This is a genomic window from Burkholderia metallica (assembly GCF_902832845.1).
Classification (GTDB): domain Bacteria; phylum Pseudomonadota; class Gammaproteobacteria; order Burkholderiales; family Burkholderiaceae; genus Burkholderia; species Burkholderia metallica.
Map to the genome: position 1 here is coordinate 199,016 of NZ_CADFDB010000005.1, position 26,577 is coordinate 225,592.

Here is a 26,577-nt window from a genome sequence, read left to right on the forward strand (position 1 = left end):
CGATCCTTCCAAACCGCCACCGCGGCGGCGCGTGCGCGCGGATCGGGCCCGATCGCCCGTGGGAGCGGGGCGCCGCATTACAATGTCGCCCATGACGCAAACAGTGCTCCTCGCCATCGATACGTCGACCGAATACTGCTCGGTCGCGCTGCTGCGCTCGGCCCATGCCGATGACGCCGTTTCCACCCCGCAAACCTGGGTCCGCCACGAGCTGACGGGCGCCGTGTCGAGCACGCGCGTGCTGCCGGCGATCCAGGCGCTTTTCGCCGAATCGGGGCTGACGCTCGCCGATTGCGATGCCATCGCGTTCGGCGCGGGCCCCGGCTCGTTCACCGGCCTGCGCACCGCGACGGGCATTACCCAGGGTCTCGCATTCGGATGCGGGCTGCCGGTCGTGCCGATCGGCACGCTGCTCGCCTGCGCCGAGCACGCACGGCTGCGCGCGCCCGGCACGACCCGCGTGCTGGCCGCACTGGATGCGCGGATGGACGAAGCGTACTGGGCGGATTTCGAATGGGACGACAGCACCGGCGACTGGCGCACGTTGCATCCGGCTTCGCTCGATGCGCCGGGCGCCGTCGGCGTGCCCGATGCGCCGTTCACGCTCGCGGGCAATGCGGCTGCCGCGTTCGGCGCGCAGTTGCCGGCCGCCACGCGGGCTGCCGCGATCGACGGCGATGCGATGCCGCACGCGCTGGCGGTCGCCCATGCCGCGCTGCGCGCGTTCCGGGCGGGCCGCACGGTGCCGGCCGATCAGGCGGCGCCGGAGTACGTGCGCGACAAGGTCGCGCAGACGACCGCCGAGCGCATCGCGGCACGGGCCGCGCAGACGGGCGGAGCGAACGGATGACGGGCGTCCTGCTGAGCGACCGCTATCTGGCGCCGATGACGGATGCCGATCTCGACGAGGTCGTCGCGATCGAGCGCGTCGCATACGAATTCCCGTGGAGTCGCGGCAACTTCGAGGATTCGTTGCGTAACGGCTATCTGGGCGTGTGTCTGCGGCACGTGACGGGGGCGCTGATCGGCTATTGCGTGCTGATGCCCGTCGTCGACGAGATGCATCTGCTGAACCTGTGCGTCGCGCCGGCCGCGCAGCGCGCGGGTGCGGGCCTCGCGCTGCTGCGCGAGGCCGTGCGCATTACGCGCGCGGAAGGGCTCGACGGCGTGCTGCTCGAGGTGCGGCCGTCCAATCCGCGCGCGATCCAGTTGTACGAGCGTTTCGGCTTCGTGACGATCGGCCGGCGCAAGAACTATTACCCGGCGAAGCATCGCAGCCGGGAGGACGCGATCGTGATGCGTCTGACGCTGAACAAGGATGAGGGGGACGCGCATGGCATGGGCTGAAGCGGCGCTCGAGGAAATGGGCCTCGCGCAGATCTGGGTGCGGCGCGGGCAGCGCGCGGAGGAAGGCGAGGGCGCGGCCGCCGCCGCACCGGCCGCGGCGCGAACCGGTATGGCGGACGCCGCGCCTGACGTCGCGACCGAGCGCGCTGCGCGCACCGCGCGTACGCCGGTGCAAGACGAGTCACCGCCCGCCGTAGTGCGCAGCGGCGATGCTCCGCCGGCTCGCGAGCCGGTCGCCCCGGCTCCACGGGGCGGCGACGGCGATCGGGCGCCCGCACGGGTCGCGCCGGTCGCGTCGACCGGCACGATGCCGCCGATGGACGATGCTCCGCCTGCCACGGCCGACGATTTCGCGTGGTTCGATGCGGCGCCGCCGGGCGAACCCGCGCCGGTGGCCGAATCGCGTGCCGTCGGCACGCCGGTTGCCGCCCTTGACTGGGATGCGCTCGCTGCGCGCGTGGCCGACTGCACGCTGTGCGGTCTGTGCGAGAAGCGGACCAACACCGTGTTCGGCGTCGGCGACCGCGAAGCGGACTGGATGCTGATCGGCGAAGCGCCGGGCGAGAACGAGGACAAGCAGGGCGAGCCGTTCGTCGGCCAGGCCGGCAAGCTGCTCGACAACATGCTGCAGTCGCTGTCGCTCAAGCGCGGCGACAACGTGTACATCGCGAACGTGATCAAGTGCCGGCCGCCCGGCAACCGCAATCCGGAGCCGAACGAGGTGGCGAGCTGCGAGCCCTATCTGCAGCGTCAGGTCGCGCTCGTGAAGCCGAAGCTGATTGTGGCGCTCGGCCGCTTCGCCGCGCAGACCCTGCTGAAGACCGACGCGAGCATTGCGTCGCTGCGCGGCCGCGTGCATGCCTACGAAGGCGTGCCGGTGATCGTGACCTACCACCCGGCGTATCTGCTGCGCAGCCTGCCGGACAAGTCGAAGGCATGGGCCGACCTGTGCCTCGCGCGCGACACGTTCCGGCGCGCCGAAGGCGCCGACGCGAACGGGCCGGCCGGACAATGACGGCCGGCGCGGCGTTCGTCTTCGTCGACACGCTGCACGACGTCGCGGTTCGGGATCTGGGCTGGTTGCTGGCCAGCCCGAGCCTGCTCACCGCGGTACCGGGCGCGCCGCTCGCCGCTCCATGGCTCGATACGGCCGGATGGACGGCCGTCGAAACGTGGCTCGCCGCGCTCGATGCGCAGCCCGAGCCGCTGCATCGCGCGCTCGACGGGTTCCGGCCCACCCGGCTCGGCCGCTACGCCGAATGCCTGCTCGAGTATTTCCTGACGCACGGACCGTCGCTGCGGCTCGTCGCGGCGAACCTGCCGCTGCGCAGCAACGGCAAGACGCTCGGCGAAGTCGATTTTCTCGTCGACACGCCGGACGGGCGGCGCCTGCACTGGGAGCTCGCGGTGAAGTGCTATCTGTGCGCGCCGGTACGAGCCGGCGCATCGCTCGCGGATTTCGTCGGCCCCAACCTCGTCGACCGGTTCGACCGCAAGCGCTGTCGCTTGCTCGACCACCAGCTGCGGCTCGGCGATCGCGACGGGTTTGCGCGGCTCGGCTACGGCGCGCCGTCCGACGCGCAGATGTTCATCAAGGGCTGGTTGTTCTATCCGTACGGCGCGCCGTTGCCGCGGGTGTCCGCGGAAATCGCGCCGGATCACCCGCACGGTTTCTGGCTCACGCACGCGCAGTGGCCGGCGTGGGCGGCCGCGCAGCGTGCGGGCGTCGCATGGAGCGTGTTGCCGCGGCTCGCGTGGCTTGCGCCGCGACGGGCCGCCGCCGGTGCCGGATTCGCCCCCGAGCCGCTCGCGGCCGCGCTGGAACTGCCGCCGGAATTGACGGTGCGCGAGGCGCCCGCGTTGATCGGCGTCCATGAACGGGGCGGTGACGGCATCTGGCGCGAGACGTCGCGCGGCTTCGTCGTGTCCGACGACTGGCCGGCGCGCGCGCAGGCGTTCGCCGCTGAGGATCACTGACGCCGTATCAGCCGGCGCTTACCACCAGCGATGGAAGTGATGGACGGGGCCGACGCCGTGGCCGACGTCGAGCTGGCCGCTCGCGGCGATCGCGCCGGTGAGATAGGTCTTGGCCTCGCGTACCGCGCTTTCGAGGTCGGGCTGCTGCGGCAGCAGCGCGGCGATCGCCGACGACAGCGTGCAGCCGGTGCCGTGCGTGTTGCTGACCGGCACGCGCGCCCCATCGAGCCGCACGGTGCGCGCCGCCTCGACGAGCCAGTCGGGGCTCGCGGACGCGTCGGGCAGATGGCCGCCTTTCATCAGCACGGCGCGCGCGCCCGTCTGCAGCAACGCCTGGCCTTGCCGGACCATGTCGTCTTCGGTGGTTGCGGCCGCATCGTTCAGCAGGGCGGCCGCTTCGGGCAGGTTCGGCGTGACGACCGTCGCGAGCGGCAACAGCGCGTGGCGCAACGCGTCGACCGCATCGGGCGCGAGCAGCGCGTGCGCGCTCTTCGAGATCATCACCGTGTCGAGCACGACGAAACGCGGCGCGTAGCGGCGCAGCGCGTCGGCGACCGCGTGCACGATCGCCGCGTTCGCGAGCATCCCGATCTTGACCGCATCGATGCGGATGTCGTCGAACACCGCGTCGAGTTGCGCGGTCACGAACGCGGCATCCGGCGCATGCACGCCGGTCACGCCGCGCGTGTTCTGCGCGGTCAGCGCGGTGATCACGCTCGCGCCGTATGCACCGAGCGCGGAAAAGGTCTTCAGGTCGGCCTGGATGCCTGCGCCGCCGCCCGAATCGGAGCCGGCGATCGTCAGGATGTTGGGTATCGGGTGCGTCATGATGGCAACGCGCCGGTTCGAAGACCGGCGCCGGCGGACGAAAACGGAAAGGGTAGCGTCAGTGCCGCGATTCGCCGATCAGCGCGACCGAGTCGAACTGGCGCTGGTTCGCCTGGTGGCGGCGCATCACGAGCCACATCGTCAGGCACACGAACGTGCCGAACAGCACGATCACGATGCCGACCGGCACGTCGAGCCACACGAGCACCGCATACAGGCACAGCATCACGAGCACCGACAGGTTCTCGTTGAAGTTCTGCACCGCGATCGAGTGGCCGGCCGACAGCAGCACGTGGCCGCGATGTTGCAGCAGCGCGTTCATCGGAACGACGAAGTAGCCGGACAACGCGCCGACGCCGATCAGGAAGAGGTACGCGACGATCAGGTACACGGGCATGCGCAGGTGGCCGAAGTGCACGGCCCAGTGCGACGGGAACAGGTCGCGCGTGTAGAACGCCATCAGCATCACCGCGATGCCCATGATGATGCCGACGGGCAGCACGGTCAGCGACTTCTTCAACGGGATCCGGGCGGCGGCGGCGATCGCGCCGGCCGCGACACCGACCGCGACCACGGCCTGCAGGATCGCGCCTTCCGACAGCGACATGCCGAGCGAGACTTCGGCCCACTTCAGCACGATGAACTGGAGTGTCGCGCCCGCGCCCCAGAACAGCGTCGTGACCGCGAGCGAAATCTGGCCGAGCTTGTCGCGCCACAGCACCATGAAGCAGTCGGCGAAATCGGTGAGTAGCTTGACCGGGCCGCGTTCCTGCTTCGGGTAGCGGGCGCCCGTATCGGGAATGCGCAGGTTGAACAGGGCGGCGACCACGTAGATCGCCATGATGATCGCCATCGCCGCTTCGGCGGGCGTGGCGATCCAGGCGGGCGTGTGCGCGATCACGTGCGATGCGATGTGCGGGCTGATCAGCGCGCCGCCGAGCACGGTGCCGAGGATGATCGAGCTGACGGTCGTGCCTTCGATCCAGCCGTTCGCGGCGACCAGCCGGTCCGCCGGCAGCAGCTCGGTGAGAATGCCGTATTTCGCGGGCGAATAGGCCGCGGCACCGAACCCGACGATGCCGTACGCAATCAGCGGATGAGCGCCGAACAGCATGATCATGCAGCCGACCACCTTGATCGAGTTCGTGATGAACATCACGCGGCCTTTCGGACGCGAATCCGCGAAGGCGCCGACATAGGCCGCCAGCACCACATAGGACAACACGAAGAACAGCTTCAGCAGCGGTGTCATCCAGTTGGGGGCGTGGAGGTCTTTCAGCAGGGCGATGGCGGCGATGAGGAGCGCATTGTCGGCCAGCGACGAGAAAAACTGCGCGGCCATGATGGTGTAAAAACCTTTTTTCATCTGATGCGATGCTTTCGTCGCTGCGGCAGGGCCGCGTAGGCCGCCTGGTATGCGATCGGCTTATTCCGTTCGAAATGGGTTGTGCGCACGGCTTTATAACATGAAAATACGCCAATTCGGACTAGCAAGATTCCCCGATCGTTCCGCAAATTGTCGGCTTCGGTGCTCAAAAGGCGCGGTAAGCTGATGATTCGCAAGCGTCTTTACGTAAATTTCCCATGCCGCGCCCGATCTCCGCCACCATCCACACCGCCGCTCTCGCGAACAATCTCTCCGTCGTCCGCCGCTTTGCCGGCCCGTCCAAGGTCTGGGCGGTCGTCAAGGCCAACGCGTACGGTCACGGTCTCGCCCGTGTGTTTCCGGGCCTGCGCGGTACCGACGGCTTCGGCCTGCTCGATCTCGACGAGGCGGTGAAGCTGCGCGAGCTCGGCTGGGCCGGCCCGATCCTGCTGCTCGAGGGCTTCTTCCGCTCGACCGACATCGACGTGATCGACCGCTACAGCCTGACGACGACCGTTCACAACGACGAGCAGATGCGGATGCTGGAAACGGCGCGGCTGTCGAAGCCCGTCAACGTGCAGCTGAAGATGAACAGCGGGATGAACCGGCTCGGCTACCTGCCGGAAAAATACCGCGCGGCATGGGAGCGCGCCCGCGCGTGCCCCGGCATCGGCCAGATCACGTTGATGACCCATTTTTCGGATGCGGACAACGAGCGCGGCGTCGGCGAGCAGCTCGCGACGTTCGAGCGCGGTGCGGAAAACATCGCCGGCGCGCGCAGCCTCGCGAACTCCGCGGCCGTGCTGTGGCATCCGGACACGCACTTCGACTGGGTGCGCCCGGGCATCGTGCTGTACGGCGCGTCGCCGTCCGGGCTGTCGTCCGACATCGCCGACACGGGGCTGAAGCCCGCGATGACGCTGTCGTCCGAGCTGATCGCCGTGCAGACGATCGCGAAGGGGCAGGCCATCGGCTACGGCTCGACGTTCTCCGCGCAGGCGCCGATGCGGATCGGCGTGGTCGCGTGCGGTTACGCGGACGGCTATCCGCGGGTCGCGCCCGAAGGCACGCCCGTGATCGTCGACGGCATCCGCACGCGGATCGTCGGTCGCGTGTCGATGGACATGATCACCGTCGACCTTACACCGTGCCCGCAGGCCGGTGTCGGCGCACGCGTCGAGCTGTGGGGCAATGCGCTGCCGATCGACGACGTCGCGCGCCATTGCGGCACGATCGGCTACGAGCTGATGTGCGCGGTCGCCGGCCGCGTGCCCGTGCGCGCGGAATAAGGGCGTCGCGCGTGGCCAAACAGAAAACCGTCTACGTCTGCAGCGAGTGCGGCGGGCAAACCCCGAAGTGGCAGGGCCAGTGCCCGTCGTGCCAGGCCTGGAACACGCTGGTCGAATCGGCAGCCGAGACGCCGTCGGCCCACCGTTTCCAGTCGCTCGCGAAGCGGGCGCCCGTCCAGCGGCTCGCCGACATCGAAGCGGCCGACGTGCCGCGTTTCTCGACCGGCATCGGCGAGTTCGACCGCGTGCTCGGCGGCGGGCTGGTTCCCGGCGGCGTCGTGCTGATCGGCGGCGACCCGGGCATCGGCAAGTCGACGCTGCTGCTGCAGTCGCTCGCGGACATCGCGAACGAGCGGCGCGCACTCTATATCAGCGGCGAGGAATCGGCCGCGCAGATCGCGTTGCGTGCGCAACGGCTCGCGCTGCTCGACGGCGGCACGCCGGCGGCGGAGTTGAAGCTGCTCGCCGAGATCCAGCTCGAAAAGATCCAGGCCGCGATCGACGCGGAACGGCCGGACGTGGCCGTCGTCGACTCGATTCAGACCGTCTATTCGGAGGCGCTCACCTCGGCGCCGGGTTCCGTCGCTCAGGTGCGCGAGTGCGCGGCGCAGCTCACGCGCATCGCGAAGCAGTCGGGCACCGCGATCATCATGGTCGGGCACGTGACGAAGGAGGGCAACCTGGCCGGCCCGCGCGTGCTCGAACACATCGTCGACACGGTGCTGTATTTCGAAGGCGATACGCATTCGTCGTTCCGGCTCGTGCGTGCGTTCAAGAACCGTTTCGGTGCGGTCAACGAACTCGGCGTGTTCGCGATGACCGAGCGCGGGTTGCGCGGCGTCGCGAATCCGTCCGCGCTGTTCCTGTCGCAGCACGAGCAGGTGGTGCCCGGATCGTGCGTGCTTGTCACGCAGGAAGGCACGCGCCCGCTGCTCGTCGAAGTCCAGGCGCTCGTCGATACGGCGCACGTGCCGAACCCGCGCCGGCTCGCGGTCGGCCTCGAGCAGAACCGGCTCGCGATGCTGCTCGCGGTGCTGCACCGCCACGCGGGCATCGCGTGCTTCGACCAGGACGTGTTCCTCAATGCGGTGGGCGGCGTGAAGATCACCGAGCCGGCCGCCGACCTCGCGGTACTGCTCGCGATCCATTCGTCGATGCGCAACAAGGCGTTGCCGAAGGGGCTGATCGTGTTCGGCGAGGTGGGGCTGGCGGGCGAGATCCGCCCGTCCCCGCGCGGGCAGGAACGGCTGCGCGAGGCGGCGAAGCTCGGTTTCACGGCCGCGCTGATCCCGAAGGCGAATGCGCCGAAGCAGCCGATCGAAGGGCTGAACGTGATGGCCGTCGACCGGCTCGAGCAGGCGATCGACCGCGTGCGCGATCTCGAGTGACCGGCCCGGCAGGCATGAGGGCCGGGCCTGCCGCCGATCTGTCGCGTAATTCGTTGTAAAGAATATGTAGGCTGATGTAACCCGCCGGACATCGCTTTTCCCTATCCTTGGCCGGATTGTCGAACCGCGCAATGCGAAGGGATCCTATGTTGAAATCATATCGGGCAGCGCCGAGCGGACGCCTTTACAACCTGCGTGGCTGCCGCGTGTCGGAGCCGATTCGCCAACCTTGGGGCGGCGGATGCCGGATCGTCGAATGGATCGACGACGAGGGGCGCCTCGCGCGCAAGGTCGTGTCCGAGGACGTGACGGAAGCGGAGGTCGCCGCGGCGATCCGGCGGCCGACCGAAGGGCGCCGGTACCTGATGGGCGACGACGAGCAGATGCCTCGCGACACGTTGCCGCGCCGCTGAGCCGGCAAAGTCGGCGAGCGATCGGTGAATCGAATGTCGGTGGAGTGAATGAACAGGCCGGGCCCACGCGCCCGGCCTTGTCGTATCCGCGCCCGTTCAGCGCCGGATGGATCGTCGAGGCGCCGTGGATGTCAGGACCCGCGGCGACGCCGAGGCAACCGGCCCGCCGGGCTGGCAGGCGTAGCGACGTATCGATGTACCGACGTGTCGATGTATCGGCCGGCGACGCCGCGGACGGCGTTCAGCCGATCTGCTCGAGTTCTTCCTGCGCCGCGAGCCAGTCGGCCTCGACCGTTTCGAGACGCGTGTTGACGTCGCCGAGCTTGCGGATCGCGTCGGTCAGCGCCGTCTTTTGCTCGGCTTCGTAGCTCGCCGGATCGGCGACGAATGCGTCGAGGCGCGCCTTCTCCGCGTGCAGCGTCTCCATTTCCTTTTCGAGCTTCGTGATGCGCGTCTGCAGCGGCTTTTTCAGCACCGACAGGCGCTGCCGCTCCTCGGCCGCCTGACGCTTCTGGTCCTTGCGGTTGGCCGCGGCACCCGCGCCCGGCGACGCCGCGCTGTCGGCCTTCGCGGCCGCGCGCTGCTCGGCCGCGTGCTGCAGCAGCCAGTCGCGGTAGTCGTCGAGGTCGCCGTCGAACGGCTGCAGCCGGTGCTTCGCGACCAGCATGAACTGGTCGGTCGTCGCGCGCAGCAGATGCCGATCGTGCGACACGAGGATCAGCGTGCCCTCGAACTGCGCGAGCGCCATCGTCAGTGCATGGCGCGTTTCGAGGTCGAGGTGGTTGGTCGGTTCGTCGAGCAGCAGCAGATTCGGCTTCTGCCAGATGATCAGCGCGAGCGCGAGGCGTGCCTTTTCGCCGCCGGAGAACGGCCCGACCGGGCTGGTCGCCATGTCGCCCGAGAAGTTGAAGCCGCCGAGAAAGTCGCGCAGTTCCTGTTCGCGGGTGTCGGGCGCGAGCCGCGCCAGATGCGCGAGCGGCGAATCGTCCTCGCGCAGCGTTTCGAGCTGGTGCTGCGCGAAATAGCCGATCGTCAGCCCCTTGCCGTCGCGCACGTGCCCCGACAGCGGCGCGAGCGTGCCGGCCAGCGTCTTGATCAGCGTCGACTTGCCCTGGCCGTTCGCGCCGAGCAGGCCGATGCGCTGGCCGTTCTGGATCGACAGCGCGACGCGCTCGACGATCGGGATTTCCGCGCCGTCGTCGGCGTGGTAGCCGCAGCGGACGTCTTCCATCACCATCATCGGATTCGGCGCGGCATCGGGCGTGCGGAATTCGAACGTGAACGGCGACGCGATGTGCGCGGGCGCGATCAGCTCCATCTTCTCGAGCGCCTTCATCCGGCTCTGCGCCTGCTTGGCCTTGGTCGCCTTGGCCTTGAAGCGGTCGACGAAGCTCTGCAGGTGCTCGATCGTCTTCTGCTGCTTCTCGTACGCGCTTTGCTGCAGCGCCAGTTGCTGCGCGCGCAGCACTTCGAACTGCGAGTAGTTGCCGCCGTAACGCTTCACCTGGCGGTTTTCCAGATGCAGCGTGACGTTGCAGATCGAATCGAGGAATTCGCGATCGTGCGAAATCACGACGAGCGTGCCGGGGTAGCGGTGCAGCCAGTCTTCGAGCCAGACGATCGCGTCGAGGTCGAGGTGGTTGGTCGGTTCGTCGAGCAGCAGCAGGTCGGAGCGGCACATCAGCGCCTGCGCGAGATTCAGGCGCATGCGCCAGCCGCCGGAGAAGCTCGCGACGGATTCGCGGGTTTGCGCGAGCGTGAAGCCGAGGCCGAGCAGCAGCGCCTCGGCGCGGGCCGGCGCGGTGTAGCCGTCGGCATCGGCGAACGCCGCGTGCGCGTCGGCTTCGGCAGCGCCGTCATGCGCGGCGGAAGCGGCGGCGATGCGCGCTTCGATCTCGCGCAGCGCGGCGTCGCCGTCGAGCGTGTAGTCGAGCGCGGAACGATCGACGGCAGGCGTTTCCTGCGACACGTGGGCGATCCGCCACGACGGCGGCATCGAGAAATCGCCGCCGTCGGAGTGCAGCTCGCCGCGCAGGACCGAGAAGAGCGTCGACTTGCCGGCGCCGTTCGCGCCGATCAGGCCGGCTTTCTCGCCGGGATTGAGCACGAACGAGGTCGACTCGAACAGCGGCTTGGTGCCGCGCGCAAGGCTGAACTGATTGAAACGGATCACGGCGGAAATGACTGGCCAAAACCGCTATTCTAGACTGCGCGCCGCCTGCGCCGGCCATTGGCCGTTCGGCGGATGTCGCGACGGGGCAATTTCGCCTAGACTCCACGTCGATCCGGTTTCGTAAAAGGAGTGCCCGATGTCCACCCTGTATTCGTTCAGCGCAGAGACGCTCGCCGGCGCGCCGGTTTCGCTCGACGCCTATCGCGGCAAGGTGCTGCTGATCGTCAACACCGCGAGCGAGTGCGGTTTCACCCCGCAGTACGCGGGCCTGCAGAAGCTGTACGACCAGCACGCGGCGCGCGGTTTCTACGTGCTCGGCTTTCCGTGCAACCAGTTCGGCAGGCAGGAGCCGGGCGACGCCGCGCAGATCGGCGCGTTCTGCGAACGCAATTACGGCGTCACGTTCCCGATGTTCGCGAAGATCGACGTGAAGGGCGACCACGCGCATCCGCTGTATCGCTACCTGACCGACGAAGCCCCCGGCATTCTCGGCCTGAAGGCGATCAAGTGGAATTTCACGAAATTCCTGATCGATCGCGACGGGCGCATCGTCAAGCGCTACGCGCCGTCGACCAAGCCGGAGGAAATCGCCGCGGATATCGACAAACTGCTGTGACGGCGTCGGCGGCGATGCAGGCGCATGCACGCCGCCGCGGCCGTCAGAGGATCGGTGCGAACAGCCGCGCGACGTGCATCGCGATGCGCCGCCACGCGGCTGCCCGCCGGTATTCGTTTGCATCGACTTCGTACGCCTGCGCGAAATCGGCGTCGAGCATCGTCTCGACTTCGTCGGCGAAGGTCCGGTCGACGGTCAGCACCATGATCTCGAAATTGAGGCGGAACGAGCGGTTGTCGAGGTTCGCGCTGCCGATCGCCGCCGCGATGCGGTCGATCAGCACGACCTTCTGGTGCAGGAAGCCGGGCCGGTAGCGGAACACCTTGACGCCCGCGTCGACCAGGTCGCGCGCGTACAGCTTCGACGCTTCGAACACCACGTAGTGATCGCGCCGGCTCGGGATCAGGATGCGCACGTCGACGCCGCGCATCACGGCGAGCTTCAGCGCGGCGATCACGGCTTCGTCGGGGACGAGGTACGGCGTGGTGATCCAGACCCGCTCGCGCGCGGCATTGATCGCCTCGACGAAGAACAGCGAGCCCGTCTCCTGCTTGTCGGCCGGCCCCATCGGCACCGCGAGGCAATGCATGTGGTCGCCGGGCTGCGCGGGCGGCGGCATCGCGAGCGGCGGCAGCCGCTGCGTGGCCCAGTGCCAGTCTTCGGCGAACACGTACTGGATGCTCGCGACCACCGGGCCGCGGATCTCGATGTGCGTGTCGCGCCACGGCGACAGCCGCCGGTTCGCACCGAGATACTCGACGCCGACGTTGTGGCCGCCGACGAACGCGCGATTGCCGTCGACGACGACGATCTTGCGGTGGTTGCGGAAGTTGAGCTGGAAGCGGTTGACGAACTTCCGGTTGGTCGCGAACGGATGAACCTCGACGCCGCCCCGGCGCAGCGTGTCGACATAGCTGCGCGGCAGGTCGAAGCTGCCGATGCTGTCGTACAGCAGGCAGCAGCGCACGCCGGCTGCCGCGCGCGCGAGCAGCGAGTCGCGCAGCATCCGGCCGAGCGCATCGTCCCGCACGATGAAGAACTGCACCACCACGTAGTCGCGCGCGGCGTCGATGGCCGCCAGGATCGCCGAGAACGTCGCGTCGCCGTTCACGAGCGTGCGGACCGAATTGCCGCCGAGGAACGGCATCCCGCCGAGCCGCGTGAGCGCGAGCACGGCGGCCTGGCCGATCGCGTCGGCGGCCGGCCCGTCGGTCGCGTCGGTACTGAGCCACGGCGAGCGCGGTGTGTGCATGCGCAACATTTCCAGCTCGTGACGCCGGGCGTCGACGTAGCCGGAGAACTTGCTGCGGCCGAGGAACAGGTACGGAACGAGCGTGAGATACGGCATGGCCGCGAGCGAGACGGCCCACGCGATCGCGCCTTGCGACGTGCGCGTGTTCAGGATCGCGTGGCATGCCGCGACGATCCCGAGCACATGGATGGTCAGGATCAGGGTGCCGAGATGTAGCCAGTCGAGGGTCATGAGCGCGTGACGGACTCCTGAGGTCGCGCGGCCGGGCGGCCGCCTACGCGCATCTTACCCAACCGTGCGGCGCAACGGTGCGCCGCACGGCGGGCGGGCCGAAGCGGCTCAGCCCTTGCGCGGCAGGTCCGACGCCTGGATCAGGAACACGGCGTCGTCGCCCGCACTGGTGGGCAGCCACGTGAGCTCGAGGCCGCCGAACGCGGCTTCGACGTTTTCGCGTTCGTTGCCGATCTCGACGACGAGCACGCCGTCGTCATGCAGCCAGCGATGGGCTTCGGCGACGATGCGTCGCACGATGTCCATCCCGTCGTCGCCGCCCGCGAGCGCCATCTCCGGCTCGTGCCGGTACTCGGGCGGCAGGGCGGCCATCGACGACGCGTTCACGTACGGCGGGTTCGTCAGGATCACGTCGTAGCGCGCGCCCGGATCGGTGCGGAAAGCGGGCAGCGGTGCGTACAGGTCGCCGCGATGCAGCGCGATGCGGTCTTCGAGGCCGTATTCGCGCACGTTGATCTCGGCGACTTCGAGAGCCTTGTCGGACAGGTCGACGGCGTCGATCTCGGCGTTCGGGAACGCGCTCGCCGCGAGGATCGCGAGGCAGCCGGAGCCCGTGCACAGCTCAAGCACCGCGCCGACCTGCTCGGGATCGGCGACGTACGGCTGCAGCCCGTCGTCGAGCAGTTCGCCGATGAACGAGCGCGGCACGATCACGCGTTCGTCGACGTAGAAGCGGTGGCCGTGCATCCACGCTTCGTGCGTGAGGTAAGCGGCCGGCACGCGGTCGGTCGCGCGCCGTTCGATCACCGCGAGCACCGCCGCGATTTCGTCGGGCAGCAGCCGTGCGTCGAGGAACGGCTCGAGCGTGTCGAGCGGCAGGTCGAGCGTGCGCAGCACGAGGTAGGCCGCTTCGTCGTACGCATTGTCGGAGCCGTGGCCGAACGCGAGCTTCGCCTTCGAGAAGCGCGTGACCGCGTAGCGCAGCAGGTCGCGAACTGTGGCAAAAGGTGTCGTCATGCGAGGCTCCATCAGGCGATCAGTTGTTCGAGCACGCGGCGGTACACGTTCTTCAGCGGATCGACGAAGCGCACTTCGATGTGCTCGTCGATCTTGTGGATGCTGCCGTTCGGCGGGCCGAACTCGATCACCTGCGGGCAGATGCGTGCGATGAAACGGCCGTCCGACGTGCCGCCGGTGGTCGACAGCTCGGTCGTGAGGCCGGTCTCGGCGCGGATCGCGTTTTCCAGCGCGCCCGACAGCTCGCCGCGCGGCGTGAGGAACGGCAGGCCGCTGATCGACCACTTCAGCGTGTATTCGAGGCCATGCTTGTCGAGGATCGCGTGCACGCGCGCCTGCAGGCCCTCGACCGTGCTGGCGGTCGAGAAGCGGAAGTTGAACAGGAGGTCGGCGTGACCGGGAATCACGTTGGTCGCGCCGGTGCCGGCGTGCAGGTTCGACACTTGCCAGGTGGTCGGCGGGAAGTATTCGTTGCCTTCGTCCCACTGCTCGGCGGCGAGCTCGGCAAGTGCAGGCGCGAGCAGGTGGATCGGGTTCTTCGCGAGATGCGGATACGCGATGTGCCCCTGCACGCCCTTGACGACCAGTTCGCCGGACATCGATCCGCGGCGGCCGTTCTTGACGACGTCGCCGAGTTCGTTAGTCGACGTCGGTTCGCCGACGATGCAGTAGTCCATGCGTTCGCCGCGCGCTTCGAGCAGTTCGACGACCTTCACGGTGCCGTCGGTGGCGGGGCCTTCCTCGTCGCTCGTGATCAGGAACGCGATCGCGCCGCGGTGGCCCGGATGGGCCGCGACGAATTCCTCGGTCGCGACGACGAACGCCGCGAGCGAGGTCTTCATGTCGGCCGCGCCGCGGCCGTACAGCTTGCCGTCGCGATGGGCGGGGATGAACGGCGGCGAGCTCCACTGTTCGAGCGGGCCGGTCGGCACGACGTCGGTGTGGCCCGCGAACGCGAGCAGCTTGCCGTCGCGGCCGTCGGCGCCGCGCTTGACGGCCCACAGGTTGGTCACGCCGTGCGACGCGACGGTCTCGCATTCGAAGCCGAGCGCGGCGAGGCGCTCGGTCATGATCTGCTGGCAGTGCTGGTCGTCGGGCGTCACGGACGCGCGGGCGATCAGCTGTTCGGTAAGGGCTAGGGTGGCGGACATGGTTCGGACCACTTTCGATAAAAAATGCCGGCGCGGTGGCCGGCAGCGATGAGACGTCGTGCGCTGCGCGAGCGGGCGCCGCGCAGCGCGGGCAGCCCTATGCGGCAAACAGCGCCGCGTATTGATCGGCCGCGAAGCCGAGCGATTTCACGCGGCCGTTGACCACCAGCACGGGGCGCTTGATGACCGACGGCTTGTGGATCATCAGCGCGACCGCGCCGGCCTTGGTTTCGGCGGCCGCCTTCATCGCGTCGTCCAGGCCGCGCCACGTCGTGCCGCGCTTGTTCACGAGCGCGTCGAGCGACACGTCCTTCAGCCAGTCTTCGACGAGCGGTGCACTGACGCCGAGCTTCTTGAAATCGTGGAACTCGAATTCGACGCCGTGATCGTCGAGCCACACTCGGGCCTTCTTCACGGTGTCGCAGTTCGGAATCCCGTAGACGACCACGGTGCGCGGCTTTGCCATCAGTCGCCTCGCAGCAGCTCGTTCAGGCCGACCTTCGCGCGCGTCTTCGCGTCGACCTTCTTCACGATCACCGCGCAGTACAGGCTGTGCGAGCCGTCCTTCGACGGCAGGTTGCCGGCGACGACGACCGAGCCGGCCGGGATGCGGCCGTAGCTGACTTCGCCCGTCTCGCGGTCGTAGATCTTCGTGCTCTGGCCGAGGTATACGCCCATCGAGATCACCGAGTTTTCCTCGACGATCACGCCTTCGACGACTTCCGAGCGCGCGCCGATGAAGCAGTTGTCTTCGATGATGACCGGGTTCGCCTGCAGCGGCTCGAGCACGCCGCCGATGCCGACGCCGCCCGACAGGTGCACGTTCTTGCCGATCTGCGCGCACGAGCCGACCGTCGCCCACGTATCGACCATCGTGCCTTCGTCGACGTACGCGCCGATGTTGGTGTACGACGGCATCAGCACGACGTTCTTCGCGATGAACGAGCCGCGGCGTGCGATGGCCGGCGGAACGACGCGGAAGCCGCCCGCGGCGAAATCTTCCGCCGTGTAGTTCGCGAACTTCGACGGCACCTTGTCGTAGAACTGCGAGTAGCCGCCCGCGGGCATCGGCGCGTTGTCCTCCAGGCGGAACGACAGCAGCACGGCCTTCTTCAGCCACTGGTGCACGGTCCAGCTGCCGTCGATCTTCTCGGCCACGCGCAGCGCGCCTTTGTCGAGCTGCTCGATCGCGTGAGCGACGGCCTCGCGGACGTCGGCGGGTGCGGCCTTCGGCGACAGCTCGGCGCGGTTTTCCCAGGCGGTATCGATGATTTGCTGAAGTTGTTGCGACATGTTCGTTTTCGCAGGAGATGGATGGAATTGATCGGATGGACGATTACCGCGCGAGAGACCGGCAGAAATCGACGATGCGTTGCGCGCCCTCGACGCATTCGGGGGTGCCCGCGACGAGCGCGATCCGGATGAAATCGCGGCCCGGATTCGACCCGTGCGCATCGCGCGCGAGGAACGAGCCGGGCAGAACCGTCACATTATAGTCGGCGTACAGGCGGCGGGCGAACTCGGTGTCCGACAGGCCGGTGCGCGCGACGTTGGCCCACAGGTAGAACGCGGCGTCGGGCAGTTTCACGTCGATCACGTCGGCGAGCATCGGCGTGACCGTATCGAACTTCTGCACGTACAGCGCGCGGTTCTCGCGCACGTGCGCCTCGTCGTTCCACGCGGCGATGCTCGCGTGCTGCCACACCGGCGACATCGCGGAGCCGTGGTACGTGCGGTACAGCAGGAATTGCTTCAGCAGCGCGGCGTCGCCGGCCACGAAGCCCGAGCGCATGCCCGGCACGTTCGAGCGCTTCGACAGGCTCGACAGCATCACGAGCCGCTCGAAGCCGCGGCCGAGGCGATGCGCGGCCTCGAGGCCGCCGAGCGGCGGCGCCGCTTCGTCGAAGTAGATTTCCGAATAGCACTCGTCGGACGCGATCACGAAGCCGTGGCGGTCGGACAGCGCGAACAGCTCGCGCCAGTCGTCGAGCGTCAGCACCGCGCCCGTCGGGTTGCCCGGTGAGCACACGTACAGCAGCTGCGTGCGGGCCCAGACGTCGTCCGGCACGGCCGCGTAGTCGCACGCGAAGTTGCGGGCCGGGTCGCTGTTCGCGAAATAGGGTTCGGCACCGGCCAGCAGCGCCGCGCCTTCGTAAATTTGATAGAAAGGATTCGGACAGAGTACGATCGCCTTCTCGCCGTGCGCGCCCGGGCGCGCGTCGATCACGGTCTGCGCGAGCGAGAACAGCGCCTCGCGCGAGCCCGACACGGGCAGCACCTGCGTGGCCGGATCGATTGCCGGCAGCCCGTAGCGGCGCTCGAGCCAGTGCGCGATCGACGTGCGCAGCGCGTCCGAGCCGGCGGTGGCCGGGTACGACGCGAGGCCGTCGAGCGCGGCCACCACGGCGTCGCGGATCAGCGCCGGGGTCGCGTGTTTGGGCTCGCCGATGCCGAAGCTGATCGGTTTGAGGGCGCCGGCGGGCGTCACGTCCTTGAACAGGGCGCGCAGCTTTTCGAAGGGATAGGGCTGGAGCGAGTCGAGTCGAGGGTTCACGGGCGAAGCGGCCATCGCGGCCGGTTGGAGCGAAAGAAGCGGCGGGCGCGCCGCGCGGCTGCGAACGGGCGCCGGGGGCGCGGGTCGCAACGGACGATTATAGCGTGATGCAATGCGGTCACGGCCCGCCGGAGCGGCGGCCGGGCCGGTCGAATAAAGGGTATCGAACCAAATGAATAACGCGGTACGCGGCAGCCTGCCGACGCTGGCCATCCTGATCGGCGCATCGGTATGGGGCCTGATCTGGTATCCGCTGCGGATCCTCGCGTCGCTCGGCGTGACGGGCACGCTGGCGAGCGCGCTGACGAGCCTCGTCGCGTTCGTGTTCGTGATCGTCGCGCGGCACCGCACGATCGCGACGCTGCGCTGGCACTGGGTGCTGCCGGGCATCGCGGTGACGGCCGGCGTGACGAACCTCGGGTTCGTATGGGGCACGATTCACGGCGAGGTGCTGCGCGTGATGCTGCTGTTCTATCTGACCCCCGCATGGACCGCGATCTACGCGCACTTCCTGCTGCGCGAGCGGCTGACCTGGGCCGGCGCGGGGCTCGCGGCGCTGTCGATCGGCGGCGCGATGCTGATGCTGTGGTCGCCGGCGCTCGGCCTGCCGCTGCCGGCCAGCCCGGCCGAATGGGCCGGCCTCGCGGCCGGGTTGAGCTTCGCGATGAGCAACGTGCTGGTGATCAAGGCGAGCCGCGAGCTACCCGAGATGCGCGCGGAGATGCGCACCGCGACGCTGTTCGGCGGCGCGGCCGTGTTCGGCGCGATCGCGTCGCTGTTCGAGGGGATCCCGGCCGCGCCGGCTGGCGGCCAGCTTGGCATCGCCGCGCTGATCATCGTCGCGATCGGCGTGACGATGGCGTCGAACAACCTGCTCGTCCAATACGGGCTGGCGCGCGTGCCGGCCAACCGCGCGTCGATCATCATGCTGTTCGAGATCGTGATCACCGCGCTGTCGGCGTGGGTGTTCGCGAACGAACTGCCGAGCGCGCGCGAGTGGGCGGGCGGCGCGTGCATCGTGCTGGCGACGCTGCTGTCGAGCCGGGTCCATCGTGCCGCGCCGGCACCGGGCAAACCCGGCGACGGTCGGGACGGCGCGCGCGCGATGGTATGATGGAAGCCGTTTGCGGGGCCCAACGCTGAATGCGCGCGGCCCCGCTTTTGAATTCCGGAGCGCGTCGCGCGCAGGGGCCTTCTGGCCTCGCGCGGTGCGGCTCCGTCCGTTTCACACCTTCTTCACATCCGATACCGCCGTGCGTCTGAGCTCGATCAAACTCGCTGGCTTCAAATCCTTCGTCGATCCCACGCATTTCCAGGTTCCGGGCCAGCTTGTCGGCGTGGTGGGCCCGAACGGGTGCGGCAAGTCCAATATCATCGACGCCGTGCGCTGGGTGCTCGGCGAGTCGCGCGCGTCCGAGCTGCGCGGCGAGTCGATGCAGGACGTCATCTTCAACGGCTCGACCGCCCGCAAGCCCGGCAGCCGGGCCAGCGTCGAGCTGATCTTCGACAACTCCGACGGCCGCGCGGCCGGCCAGTGGGGCCAGTACGGCGAGATCGCCGTGAAGCGCGTGCTCACGCGCGACGGCACGTCGAGTTACTACATCAACAACCTGCCGGCGCGCCGCCGCGACATCCAGGACATCTTCCTCGGCACGGGCCTCGGCCCGCGTGCGTACGCGATCATCGGGCAGGGCATGATCGCGCGGATCATCGAGGCGAAGCCGGAAGAGCTGCGCGTGTTCCTCGAGGAAGCCGCCGGCGTATCGAAGTACAAGGAACGCCGCCGCGAAACCGAGAACCGCCTGCACGACACGCGCGAGAACCTGACGCGCGTCGAGGACATCGTCCGCGAGCTGACCGCGAACCTCGAGAAGCTCGAGGCGCAGGCGGTCGTCGCGACCAGGTACAAGGAACTCGTCGCCGACGGCGAGGAGAAGCAGCGCCTGCTGTGGCTGCTGCGCAAGAACGAGGCCGCCGGCGAACAGCAGAAGCAGCAGCGCGCGATCGAACAGGCGCAGATCGACCTCGACGCGCAGACGGCCAGGCTGCGCGAGGTCGAGGCGCAGCTCGAAACGCTGCGCGTGGCGCACTACGCGGCGAGCGACGCGATGCAGGGCGCGCAGGGTGCGCTCTACGAGGCGAACGCCGAGGTGAGCCGCCTCGAGGCCGAGATCAAGTTCATCGTCGAATCGCGCAACCGCGTGCAGGCGCAGATCGCCGCGCTGAACGCGCAGCGCGAACAATGGCGCGCGCAGGCCGAGAAGGCGCAGGACGAACTCGAGGAAGCCGAGGAAGCGCGCGCGATGGCCGACGAGAAGGCCGCGCTCGCCGAAGACAACGCGGCCGCGAAGCACGACGCGCTGCCGGCGCTCGAAGCGAAGTGGCGCGATGCGCAGGCGCAGCTCAACGACGAGCGCGCGCGGATCGCGCAGACCGAACAGTCGCTGAAGCTCGAAGCCGCGCACCAGCGCAACGCCGACCAGCAGCTTCAGCAGCTTCAGCAGCGCCATGAGCGCCTGAAGAGCGAAGCGGGCGGGCTCGACGCGCCGGACGAAGCCCAGCTCGAAGAGTTGCGCATGCAGCTCGCCGAGCAGGAAGAGATCCTCGCGGAAGCGCAGGCGCGCGTGGCCGACGCGCAGGAAACGGTGCCGCGCCTCGATGGCGAGCGCCGTGCCGCGCACGAGCGCGTGCAGGCCGAGGCCGCACAGATCCACCAGCTCGAGGCGCGTCTCGCCGCGCTCAAGCAGTTGCAGGAAAACGTGCAGACCGAAGGCAAGATCCAGCCGTGGCTCGACAGGCACGAGCTCGGTGCGCTGCCGCGGCTGTGGAAGAAGCTGCACGTCGAAGCGGGTTGGGAAGCCGCGCTCGAAGCCGTGCTGCGTGAGCGCCTCGCCGCGCTCGAAGTATCGAATCTCGACTGGGTGAAGGCGTTTGCGACCGACGCGCCGCCCGCGAAGCTCGCGTTCTATGCGCCGCCCGCGGCCGGCGAGCCGGCTGCGGCCGCGGCCGGCCTGCGTCCGGTGCTGTCGCTCGTGCGTATCGACGATGCGGGCATCCGCGCGGTGCTGAACGACTGGCTCGGCAACGTCTACGTGGCCGACGACGTCGCGCAGGCGCTCGCCACGCGCACGCAGCTGCCGGCAGGCGGCGCGTTCGTCGTGAAGGCCGGCCATATCGTCACGCGGGTCGGCGTGCAGCTTTATGCGGCCGATTCGGAGCAGGCCGGGATGCTGGCCCGCCAGCAGGAAATCGAAAACCTGACGCGCCAGGTGCGCGCGCAGGCGCTGCTCGCCGACGAGGCGCGCACGGCCGCCGTGCGCGCGGAAGCGGCGCACACGCAGGCCGCGCAGGCGCTCGGCGACGTGCGTGCGCAAGCCGAGCGTGCGACGCAGCGCGTGCACGCGCTGCAGATGGACGTGCTGAAACTCGCGCAGGCGCACGAACGTTACACGCAGCGCAGCACGCAGATCCGCGAGGAACTCGAGGAAATCGGCGCGCAGATCGAAGAACAGCGCGCGCTGCGCGCGGAGTCGGAAGCGAATTTCGAGCGTTTCGACGGCGAACTCGCGGAACTGCAGGCGCGCTACGAAGACAACCAGCTCGCGTTCGAGGCGCTCGACGAATCGCTGACGCACGCGCGCCAGGAAGCGCGCGACCTCGAGCGCGGCGCGAACGATGCGCGCTTCGCCGCGCGCAACGCGGTCACCCGAATCGACGAGCTCAAGCGCAGCATCCAGGTCGCGCACGAGCAGAGCGAGCGCGTTGCCGCGTCGCTGGAAGACGCGCGCGCCGAACTCGAGACGATCAACGAGCAGACCGCGCACACGGGCCTACAGGATGCGCTCGAGATTCGCGCGGTGAAGGAAGAGGCGCTGCAGGCCGCGCGGATCGAACTCGACGACCTGACCGCGAAGCTGCGCGCGTCGGATGAGCAGCGGCTCGTCGCCGAGCGCTCGCTGCAGCCGCTGCGCGACCGCATCACCGAACTGCAGCTGAAGGAGCAGGCCGCGCGCCTGGCGGTCGAGCAGTTCGCCGAGCAACTGACGGCGGCCGAGGTCGACGAGGAAGCGCTGCGCGAGAAGCTCACGCCGGACCTGAAACCGTCGTACCTGCAGGGCGAGGTCACGCGGCTGAACAACGCGATCAACGCGCTCGGCCCGGTGAACATGGCCGCGCTCGACGAGCTGAAGGCCGCGAGCGAGCGCAAGGTGTTCCTCGACGCGCAGTCCGCCGACCTGGTCGACGCGATCACGACGCTCGAAGACGCGATCCACAAGATCGACCAGGAAACCCGCACGCTGCTGCAGGGCACCTTCGACGAGGTCAACCGTCACTTCAGCGACCTGTTCCCGCGCCTGTTCGGCGGCGGCCAGGCGAAGCTGATCATGACCGGCGACGAAATTCTCGATGCCGGCGTGCAGGTGATGGCGCAGCCGCCAGGCAAGAAGAACGCGACGATTCACCTGCTGTCGGGCGGCGAGAAGGCGCTGACCGCCACCGCTCTGGTGTTCGCGATGTTCCAGCTGAACCCGGCGCCGTTCTGTCTGCTGGACGAGGTCGACGCGCCGCTCGACGATGCGAACACCGAGCGTTTCGCGAATCTCGTGCGCGCGATGTCCGACAAGACGCAGTTCCTGTTCATCTCGCACAACAAGATCGCGATGGAAATGGCGCAGCAACTGATCGGCGTGACGATGCAGGAGCAGGGCGTGTCGCGGATCGTCGCGGTGGACATGGAAACCGCCGCGGGTTTTGCCCAGAATTGACGTTTGACGAAACCGGACCGCGTTCGCGCGGCGCATGGGCGCCCGTTCGCAGGTCCGACGAACAAGAATTGCTGATGGAGCGTGCATGGACGAGTTGACACTCGGTTTGATCGGCGCGGGCGCCGTCGTGGTGGGCGGCGTCGTGGTCTACAACGCATGGCAGGGCGCGAAGGTGCGGCGCAGGATCCCGCGCCCGATGCCGGAGGAAGCGGCCGAGGCGATGAATCGCCCCGAACGGGACGAAGAACTGCCGTTCATCGAGCCGGTGCGTCAGCCGGTGCGGCGCGAGCCCGCGGCGGCAGTCGCCGCGCCGACCGAAGCGGCACGCGTCGAACCGACCTTCGGCGGCGCGGCGTCGGGTGGCGTGGCCCCGGCCGACATGCCGGCCGATCTGCAGGCCGAGGCGACCGGCGTCGACACGCCGGCCGAACCGGTCGAGCCTGCGGCCGGCGAAGGCGCCGTGCCGGCTGCCGCGCACGAAGCGCCCGCTGCGGCGGACGAGCCGGTCGAACCCGTCCTGCCGGCCGCGACGACGATCTCGTCGGCGCCGCCCGCGATCGTCGACCGCCGGATCGACTGCATCGTGCCGATCCGCCTCGCCGGGCCGCTGCCGGGCGACAAGATCCTGCCGTTCGCGCAGCGGCTGCGCCGCGCGGGCAGCAAGCCCGTGCATATCGAAGGCAAGCCGGAAGGCGGCCAGTGGGAGCTGCTGCAGAACGGCGTGCGTTACGAGGAACTGCGCGCGGCCGCGCAGCTCGCGAACCGCAGCGGCGCGCTGAACGAACTCGAATTCTCCGAGTTCGTTACGGGCGTCCAGCAGTTCGCCGACGCGATCGACGGCGCGCCGGAATTCCCGGACATGATGGAAACGGTCGCGATGGCGCGCGAGCTCGACGGCTTCGCCGCGCAGTGCGACGCGCAACTGTCGATCAACGTGATGTCGGACGGCGCGCCGTGGTCGGCGAACTACGTGCAGGCCGTCGCGTCGCAGGACGGGCTGCTGCTGTCGCGCGACGGCACGCGCTTCGTGAAGCTCGATGCGAAGCAGAACCCCGTGTTCATGCTGCAGTTCGGCGACACGAACTTCCTGCGCGACGACCTGACCTACAAGGGCGGCAACATGATCACGCTGGTGCTCGACGTGCCGGTCGCCGAAGAGGACATCCTGCCGTTCCGGCTGATGTGCGACTACGCGAAGTCGCTGTCCGAGCGGATCGGTGCGCGGGTCGTCGACGATTCGCGCCGGCCGCTGCCGGAATCGACGCTGGTCGCGATCGATCAGCAACTGATGAAGCTGTACGCGAAGCTCGAGGAAGCCGGCATTCCGGCCGGTTCGCCGGTCACGCGCCGCCTCTTCAGCCAGTAACGCGTCCCGGCGGGCGGCGGCCTTCGGCGCCGTCGCCCGTCGCTGCAATGCACCGCGCTTGTGTGCGCCGCAGCGAGCCCGCGCGGCACGCATCGCGCGCCCCCGCTTGCGGCGTCAAACTGAGATAATCCGAATTCCGATTTTTCAGAGCGACTCTGCCGCCAGCATGGCCCGAACCCAAGCCGAACCGCCAGCCAGCCAGCCCGACGCGCGCGCCGCGTGGCTGCGCGACCAACTCGAGCGGGCGAACTACGCCTACTACGTACTCGACCAGCCGGATCTGCCCGACGCCGAATACGACCGGCTGTTTCGCGAGCTGCAGCAACTCGAAGCCGACCATCCCGAACTCGTGACGCCCGATTCGCCGACGCAGCGCGTCGGCGGCGAAGCGGCGGGTGGTTTCACGCCGGTCGTCCACGACGCGCCGATGCTGTCGCTGAACAACGGCTTCGCCGACGAAGATATTGTCGCATTCGACAAGCGCATCGCCGACGCGCTCGACAAGGCCACCGATCTCGCCGGCTCGGTGACGGAGCCCGTCGAATACGCGTGCGAACTGAAGTTCGACGGCCTCGCGATCTCGCTGCGCTACGAGCAGGGCGTGTTCGTGCAGGCGTCCACGCGCGGCGACGGGACGACGGGCGAGGACGTGACCGAGAACGTACGCACGATCCGCTCGATTCCGCTGAAGCTGAAGGGCAAGCACGTGCCGGCCGTGCTCGACGTGCGCGGCGAGGTGCTGATGTTCAAGCGCGATTTCGCACGCCTGAACGAACGCCAGCGCGCGGCCGAGCAGCGCGAATTCGCGAACCCGCGCAACGCGGCCGCCGGCAGCCTGCGCCAGCTCGACTCGAGAATCACCGCGCAGCGCCCGCTGTCGTTCTTCGCGTACGGGATCGGCGTGCTCGACGGGATGCCGATGCCCGACACGCATAGCGCGTTGCTCGACTGGTACGAGTCGTTCGGCCTGCCGGTGAACCGCGAGCGTGCGGTCGTGCGCGGTGCCGAAGGCTTGCTCGACTTCTTCCGCAAGGTCGGCGAGAAGCGCGAATTGCTGCCGTACGACATCGACGGCGTCGTCTACAAGGTCAACCGGCGCGACGAGCAGGAGCGCCTCGGCTTCGTGTCGCGCGCGCCGCGCTTCGCGCTCGCGCACAAATTCCCGGCGCAGGAAGCGCTGACGAAGCTCGTCGCGATCGACGTGCAGGTCGGCCGCACCGGCGCGATCACGCCGGTCGCGCGTCTCGAACCCGTGTTCGTCGGCGGCGCGACCGTGACCAACGCGACGCTGCACAACGAGGACGAGGTGCGCCGCAAGGACATCCGGATCGGCGACACCGTGATCGTGCGGCGGGCGGGCGACGTGATTCCGGAGGTCGTCGGCGCGCTGCTCGACCGGCGCCCGGCCGAGGCGGCCGAATTCGTGATGCCGACCGAATGCCCGGTATGCGGCTCGAAGATCGAGCGTCTGCCCGACGAGGCGATCGCGCGCTGCACGGGCGGCCTGTTCTGCCCGGCGCAACGCAAGCAGGCGCTGTGGCATTTCGCGCAGCGTCGCGCGCTCGACATCGATGGGCTCGGCGAGAAGATCATCGACCAGCTCGTCGAGCTCAATCTCGTGCGCACGCCGGCCGACCTGTTCAATCTCGGTTTCGCGACGCTCGCCGAACTCGACCGCTTCGCCGAGAAGTCCGCGCAGAATCTGCTCGACTCGCTCGAGAAGGCGAAGCACACGACGCTTGCACGCTTCATCTACGGGCTCGGCATCCGTCACGTCGGCGAATCGACCGCGAAGGATCTCGCGAAGCATTTCGGCTCGCTCACGCCGATCATGGACGCGTCGATCGAGGAACTGCTCGAAGTCAACGACGTCGGGCCGATCGTCGCCGAGTCGATCCACCAGTTCTTCGCGGAAGAGCACAACCGCACCGTGATCGAACAGCTCCGTGCGCCGGGCAAGGTCACGTGGCCGGAAGGGCCGCCTGCGCCGAAGGCGCCGCAGGGCGTGCTGGCCGGCAAGACGGTCGTGCTGACGGGCACGCTGCCGAATCTCACGCGCGACGCGGCGAAGGAAATGCTCGAAGCGGCGGGCGCGAAAGTGGCCGGTTCGGTATCGAAGAAGACGGATTACGTGGTCGCGGGCGCCGAAGCCGGCAGCAAGCTCGCGAAGGCCGAGGAACTCGGCATCCCCGTGCTGGACGAAGACGGCCTGCACCAACTCCTGGAGGGCAATACGCCATGATTCGCGAGATCCTGAAGATGGGCGATCCGCGCCTGCTCGAAGTCGCCAAGCCGGTCGAGCAGTTCGATACCCCCGAACTGCACGAGATCGTCGCGGACATGTTCGAGACGATGCACCATGCGAACGGCGCCGGGCTGGCCGCGCCGCAGATCGGCATCGGGCTGCAGATCATCATCTTCGGCTTCGGCAACAACAACCGCTACCCGGACGCGCCGCCGGTGCCCGAGACGGTGCTGATCAACCCGAAGGTCGAGTACCTGCCGCCGGATATGGAAGAGGGCTGGGAAGGCTGCCTGTCGGTGCCGGGCATGCGCGGCGTCGTCAGCCGCTACGCGAAGGTGCGCTACAGCGGCTTCGACCAGTACGGCGAGAAGATCGACCGCGTCGCCGACGGGTTTCACGCACGGGTGGTCCAGCACGAATACGATCACCTGATCGGCAAGCTGTATCCGATGCGGATCACCGACTTCACGCGTTTCGGGTTCACGGAAGTGCTGTTCCCGGGGCTCGATCCGGCCGACGACGACTGATCGTCCGGCGCCCGCAGAACGAAAAAAAGCCCGCTTGCAAGCGGGCTTTTTCATTGCAGCGCGCACGTGGC

At 68.5% G+C, this 26,577-nt stretch carries 22 protein-coding genes; 13 read left to right on the forward strand and 9 right to left on the reverse strand.

Annotated features, from left to right (window positions below; all coding sequences use genetic code 11):
- Nucleotides 1-82 precede the first annotated feature (82 nt).
- From tsaB to HWX08_RS16315, 4 genes are read left to right on the forward strand one after another with little or no spacing between them, the layout of a single operon-like run.
- A complete protein-coding gene (tsaB, locus tag HWX08_RS16300; protein ID WP_174922847.1) occupies nucleotides 83-850 on the forward strand; it encodes a tRNA (adenosine(37)-N6)-threonylcarbamoyltransferase complex dimerization subunit type 1 TsaB in 768 nt (255 codons plus the stop codon).
- Nucleotides 847-1,347: a ribosomal protein S18-alanine N-acetyltransferase gene (rimI, locus tag HWX08_RS16305; RefSeq protein ID WP_174922846.1), complete on the forward strand. Its 501-nt coding sequence runs from the start codon at nucleotides 847-849 to the stop codon at nucleotides 1,345-1,347. The genes tsaB and rimI overlap by 4 nt, the downstream gene beginning before the upstream one ends.
- On the forward strand, nucleotides 1,334-2,362 hold the full coding sequence (locus HWX08_RS16310) for a uracil-DNA glycosylase (RefSeq protein WP_174922845.1): 1,029 nt from the start codon (nucleotides 1,334-1,336) through the stop codon (nucleotides 2,360-2,362). The genes rimI and HWX08_RS16310 overlap by 14 nt, the downstream gene beginning before the upstream one ends.
- Nucleotides 2,359-3,324, forward strand: coding sequence for a DUF1853 family protein (locus tag HWX08_RS16315; protein ID WP_174922844.1), 966 nt, complete (start codon nucleotides 2,359-2,361; stop codon nucleotides 3,322-3,324). Before HWX08_RS16310 ends, HWX08_RS16315 begins: the two co-directional genes overlap by 4 nt.
- Nucleotides 3,325-3,342: 18 nt before the next feature.
- Here the strand turns inward: HWX08_RS16315 and thiD are convergent, their stop codons facing one another.
- On the reverse strand, nucleotides 3,343-4,152 hold the full coding sequence (thiD, locus tag HWX08_RS16320) for a bifunctional hydroxymethylpyrimidine kinase/phosphomethylpyrimidine kinase (RefSeq protein ID WP_107314104.1): 810 nt from the start codon (nucleotides 4,150-4,152) through the stop codon (nucleotides 3,343-3,345).
- A 58-nt stretch (nucleotides 4,153-4,210) separates the two neighbouring features.
- A complete protein-coding gene (lplT, locus tag HWX08_RS16325) occupies nucleotides 4,211-5,518 on the reverse strand; it encodes a lysophospholipid transporter LplT (RefSeq protein WP_069257001.1) in 1,308 nt (435 codons plus the stop codon).
- 218 nt (nucleotides 5,519-5,736) lie between these two features.
- Between lplT and alr the strand changes: the two genes are divergently transcribed.
- From alr to HWX08_RS16340, 3 genes are all read left to right on the forward strand, one after another.
- Entirely contained in the window at nucleotides 5,737-6,807 is a 1,071-nt protein-coding gene (gene alr / locus HWX08_RS16330; protein WP_174922843.1) for an alanine racemase, read from the forward strand.
- An 11-nt stretch (nucleotides 6,808-6,818) separates the two neighbouring features.
- The gene (gene radA / locus HWX08_RS16335; protein WP_069256999.1) at nucleotides 6,819-8,195 is read left to right on the forward strand and encodes a DNA repair protein RadA; all 1,377 of its coding nucleotides are present in this window, start codon (nucleotides 6,819-6,821) and stop codon (nucleotides 8,193-8,195) included.
- A gap of 146 nt (nucleotides 8,196-8,341) precedes the next feature.
- A complete protein-coding gene (locus HWX08_RS16340) occupies nucleotides 8,342-8,608 on the forward strand; it encodes a DUF2866 domain-containing protein (protein ID WP_069256998.1) in 267 nt (88 codons plus the stop codon).
- A gap of 241 nt (nucleotides 8,609-8,849) precedes the next feature.
- Here the strand turns inward: HWX08_RS16340 and HWX08_RS16345 are convergent, their stop codons facing one another.
- Complete coding sequence (locus HWX08_RS16345) at nucleotides 8,850-10,781, reverse strand: ATP-binding cassette domain-containing protein (protein ID WP_069256997.1); 1,932 nt, start codon at nucleotides 10,779-10,781, stop codon at nucleotides 8,850-8,852.
- 136 nt (nucleotides 10,782-10,917) lie between these two features.
- On the opposite strand from HWX08_RS16345, the gene HWX08_RS16350 reads away from it, so the two are divergent.
- Complete coding sequence (locus tag HWX08_RS16350) at nucleotides 10,918-11,397, forward strand: glutathione peroxidase (protein WP_174922842.1); 480 nt, start codon at nucleotides 10,918-10,920, stop codon at nucleotides 11,395-11,397.
- A gap of 43 nt (nucleotides 11,398-11,440) precedes the next feature.
- Here the strand turns inward: HWX08_RS16350 and cls are convergent, their stop codons facing one another.
- The 6 genes from cls to dapC all read right to left on the reverse strand — a co-directional run bounded on the left by cls (nucleotide 11,441) and on the right by dapC (nucleotide 17,617).
- Nucleotides 11,441-12,880 (reverse strand): cardiolipin synthase, encoded by a 1,440-nt coding sequence (gene cls / locus HWX08_RS16355; RefSeq protein WP_069256995.1) that lies wholly within the window; start codon nucleotides 12,878-12,880, stop codon nucleotides 11,441-11,443.
- Between the two features lie 108 nt (nucleotides 12,881-12,988).
- Entirely contained in the window at nucleotides 12,989-13,897 is a 909-nt protein-coding gene (prmB, locus tag HWX08_RS16360) for a 50S ribosomal protein L3 N(5)-glutamine methyltransferase (protein ID WP_069256994.1), read from the reverse strand.
- A gap of 11 nt (nucleotides 13,898-13,908) precedes the next feature.
- A complete protein-coding gene (gene dapE / locus HWX08_RS16365) occupies nucleotides 13,909-15,048 on the reverse strand; it encodes a succinyl-diaminopimelate desuccinylase (protein ID WP_069256993.1) in 1,140 nt (379 codons plus the stop codon).
- A gap of 97 nt (nucleotides 15,049-15,145) precedes the next feature.
- The gene (locus tag HWX08_RS16370) at nucleotides 15,146-15,514 is read right to left on the reverse strand and encodes an ArsC family reductase (protein WP_069256992.1); all 369 of its coding nucleotides are present in this window, start codon (nucleotides 15,512-15,514) and stop codon (nucleotides 15,146-15,148) included.
- Entirely contained in the window at nucleotides 15,514-16,341 is an 828-nt protein-coding gene (dapD, locus tag HWX08_RS16375; RefSeq protein WP_069256991.1) for a 2,3,4,5-tetrahydropyridine-2,6-dicarboxylate N-succinyltransferase, read from the reverse strand. Before dapD ends, HWX08_RS16370 begins: the two co-directional genes overlap by 1 nt.
- A 43-nt stretch (nucleotides 16,342-16,384) precedes the next feature.
- Nucleotides 16,385-17,617, reverse strand: coding sequence for a succinyldiaminopimelate transaminase (dapC, locus tag HWX08_RS16380; RefSeq protein ID WP_069256990.1), 1,233 nt, complete (start codon nucleotides 17,615-17,617; stop codon nucleotides 16,385-16,387).
- 157 nt (nucleotides 17,618-17,774) lie between these two features.
- On the opposite strand from dapC, the gene HWX08_RS16385 reads away from it, so the two are divergent.
- The 5 genes from HWX08_RS16385 to def all read left to right on the forward strand — a co-directional run bounded on the left by HWX08_RS16385 (nucleotide 17,775) and on the right by def (nucleotide 26,506).
- Entirely contained in the window at nucleotides 17,775-18,716 is a 942-nt protein-coding gene (locus tag HWX08_RS16385; protein WP_174922841.1) for a DMT family transporter, read from the forward strand.
- Between the two features lie 139 nt (nucleotides 18,717-18,855).
- Nucleotides 18,856-22,368: a chromosome segregation protein SMC gene (gene smc, locus HWX08_RS16390; protein ID WP_174922840.1), complete on the forward strand. Its 3,513-nt coding sequence runs from the start codon at nucleotides 18,856-18,858 to the stop codon at nucleotides 22,366-22,368.
- 85 nt (nucleotides 22,369-22,453) lie between these two features.
- Entirely contained in the window at nucleotides 22,454-23,734 is a 1,281-nt protein-coding gene (locus tag HWX08_RS16395) for a cell division protein ZipA C-terminal FtsZ-binding domain-containing protein (RefSeq protein ID WP_069256988.1), read from the forward strand.
- A 166-nt stretch (nucleotides 23,735-23,900) separates the two neighbouring features.
- Nucleotides 23,901-25,976, forward strand: a complete 2,076-nt coding sequence (gene ligA, locus HWX08_RS16400; RefSeq protein WP_174922839.1) for an NAD-dependent DNA ligase LigA — start codon at nucleotides 23,901-23,903, stop codon at nucleotides 25,974-25,976.
- Complete coding sequence (gene def, locus HWX08_RS16405; RefSeq protein WP_069256986.1) at nucleotides 25,973-26,506, forward strand: peptide deformylase; 534 nt, start codon at nucleotides 25,973-25,975, stop codon at nucleotides 26,504-26,506. The genes ligA and def overlap by 4 nt, the downstream gene beginning before the upstream one ends.
- The last annotated feature ends 71 nt before the right edge of the window (nucleotides 26,507-26,577 follow it).

Bases quoted from the DNA above. Each gene is read 5' to 3' on its own strand.
- tsaB (WP_174922847.1), top strand. From the start codon at position 83: ATGTCGCCCATGACGCAAACAGTGCTCCTCGCCATCGATACGTCGACC.
- rimI (WP_174922846.1), top strand. From the start codon at position 847: ATGACGGGCGTCCTGCTGAGCGACCGCTATCTGGCGCCGATGACGGAT.
- HWX08_RS16310 (WP_174922845.1), top strand. From the start codon at position 1,334: ATGGCATGGGCTGAAGCGGCGCTCGAGGAAATGGGCCTCGCGCAGATC.
- HWX08_RS16315 (WP_174922844.1), top strand. From the start codon at position 2,359: ATGACGGCCGGCGCGGCGTTCGTCTTCGTCGACACGCTGCACGACGTC.
- thiD (WP_107314104.1), bottom strand. From the start codon at position 4,152: ATGACGCACCCGATACCCAACATCCTGACGATCGCCGGCTCCGATTCG.
- lplT (WP_069257001.1), bottom strand. From the start codon at position 5,518: ATGAAAAAAGGTTTTTACACCATCATGGCCGCGCAGTTTTTCTCGTCG.
- alr (WP_174922843.1), top strand. From the start codon at position 5,737: ATGCCGCGCCCGATCTCCGCCACCATCCACACCGCCGCTCTCGCGAAC.
- HWX08_RS16340 (WP_069256998.1), top strand. From the start codon at position 8,342: ATGTTGAAATCATATCGGGCAGCGCCGAGCGGACGCCTTTACAACCTG.
- HWX08_RS16350 (WP_174922842.1), top strand. From the start codon at position 10,918: ATGTCCACCCTGTATTCGTTCAGCGCAGAGACGCTCGCCGGCGCGCCG.
- cls (WP_069256995.1), bottom strand. From the start codon at position 12,880: ATGACCCTCGACTGGCTACATCTCGGCACCCTGATCCTGACCATCCAT.
- prmB (WP_069256994.1), bottom strand. From the start codon at position 13,897: ATGACGACACCTTTTGCCACAGTTCGCGACCTGCTGCGCTACGCGGTC.
- dapE (WP_069256993.1), bottom strand. From the start codon at position 15,048: ATGTCCGCCACCCTAGCCCTTACCGAACAGCTGATCGCCCGCGCGTCC.
- HWX08_RS16370 (WP_069256992.1), bottom strand. From the start codon at position 15,514: ATGGCAAAGCCGCGCACCGTGGTCGTCTACGGGATTCCGAACTGCGAC.
- dapD (WP_069256991.1), bottom strand. From the start codon at position 16,341: ATGTCGCAACAACTTCAGCAAATCATCGATACCGCCTGGGAAAACCGC.
- dapC (WP_069256990.1), bottom strand. From the start codon at position 17,617: ATGGCCGCTTCGCCCGTGAACCCTCGACTCGACTCGCTCCAGCCCTAT.
- HWX08_RS16385 (WP_174922841.1), top strand. From the start codon at position 17,775: ATGAATAACGCGGTACGCGGCAGCCTGCCGACGCTGGCCATCCTGATC.
- HWX08_RS16395 (WP_069256988.1), top strand. From the start codon at position 22,454: ATGGACGAGTTGACACTCGGTTTGATCGGCGCGGGCGCCGTCGTGGTG.
- ligA (WP_174922839.1), top strand. From the start codon at position 23,901: ATGGCCCGAACCCAAGCCGAACCGCCAGCCAGCCAGCCCGACGCGCGC.
- def (WP_069256986.1), top strand. From the start codon at position 25,973: ATGATTCGCGAGATCCTGAAGATGGGCGATCCGCGCCTGCTCGAAGTC.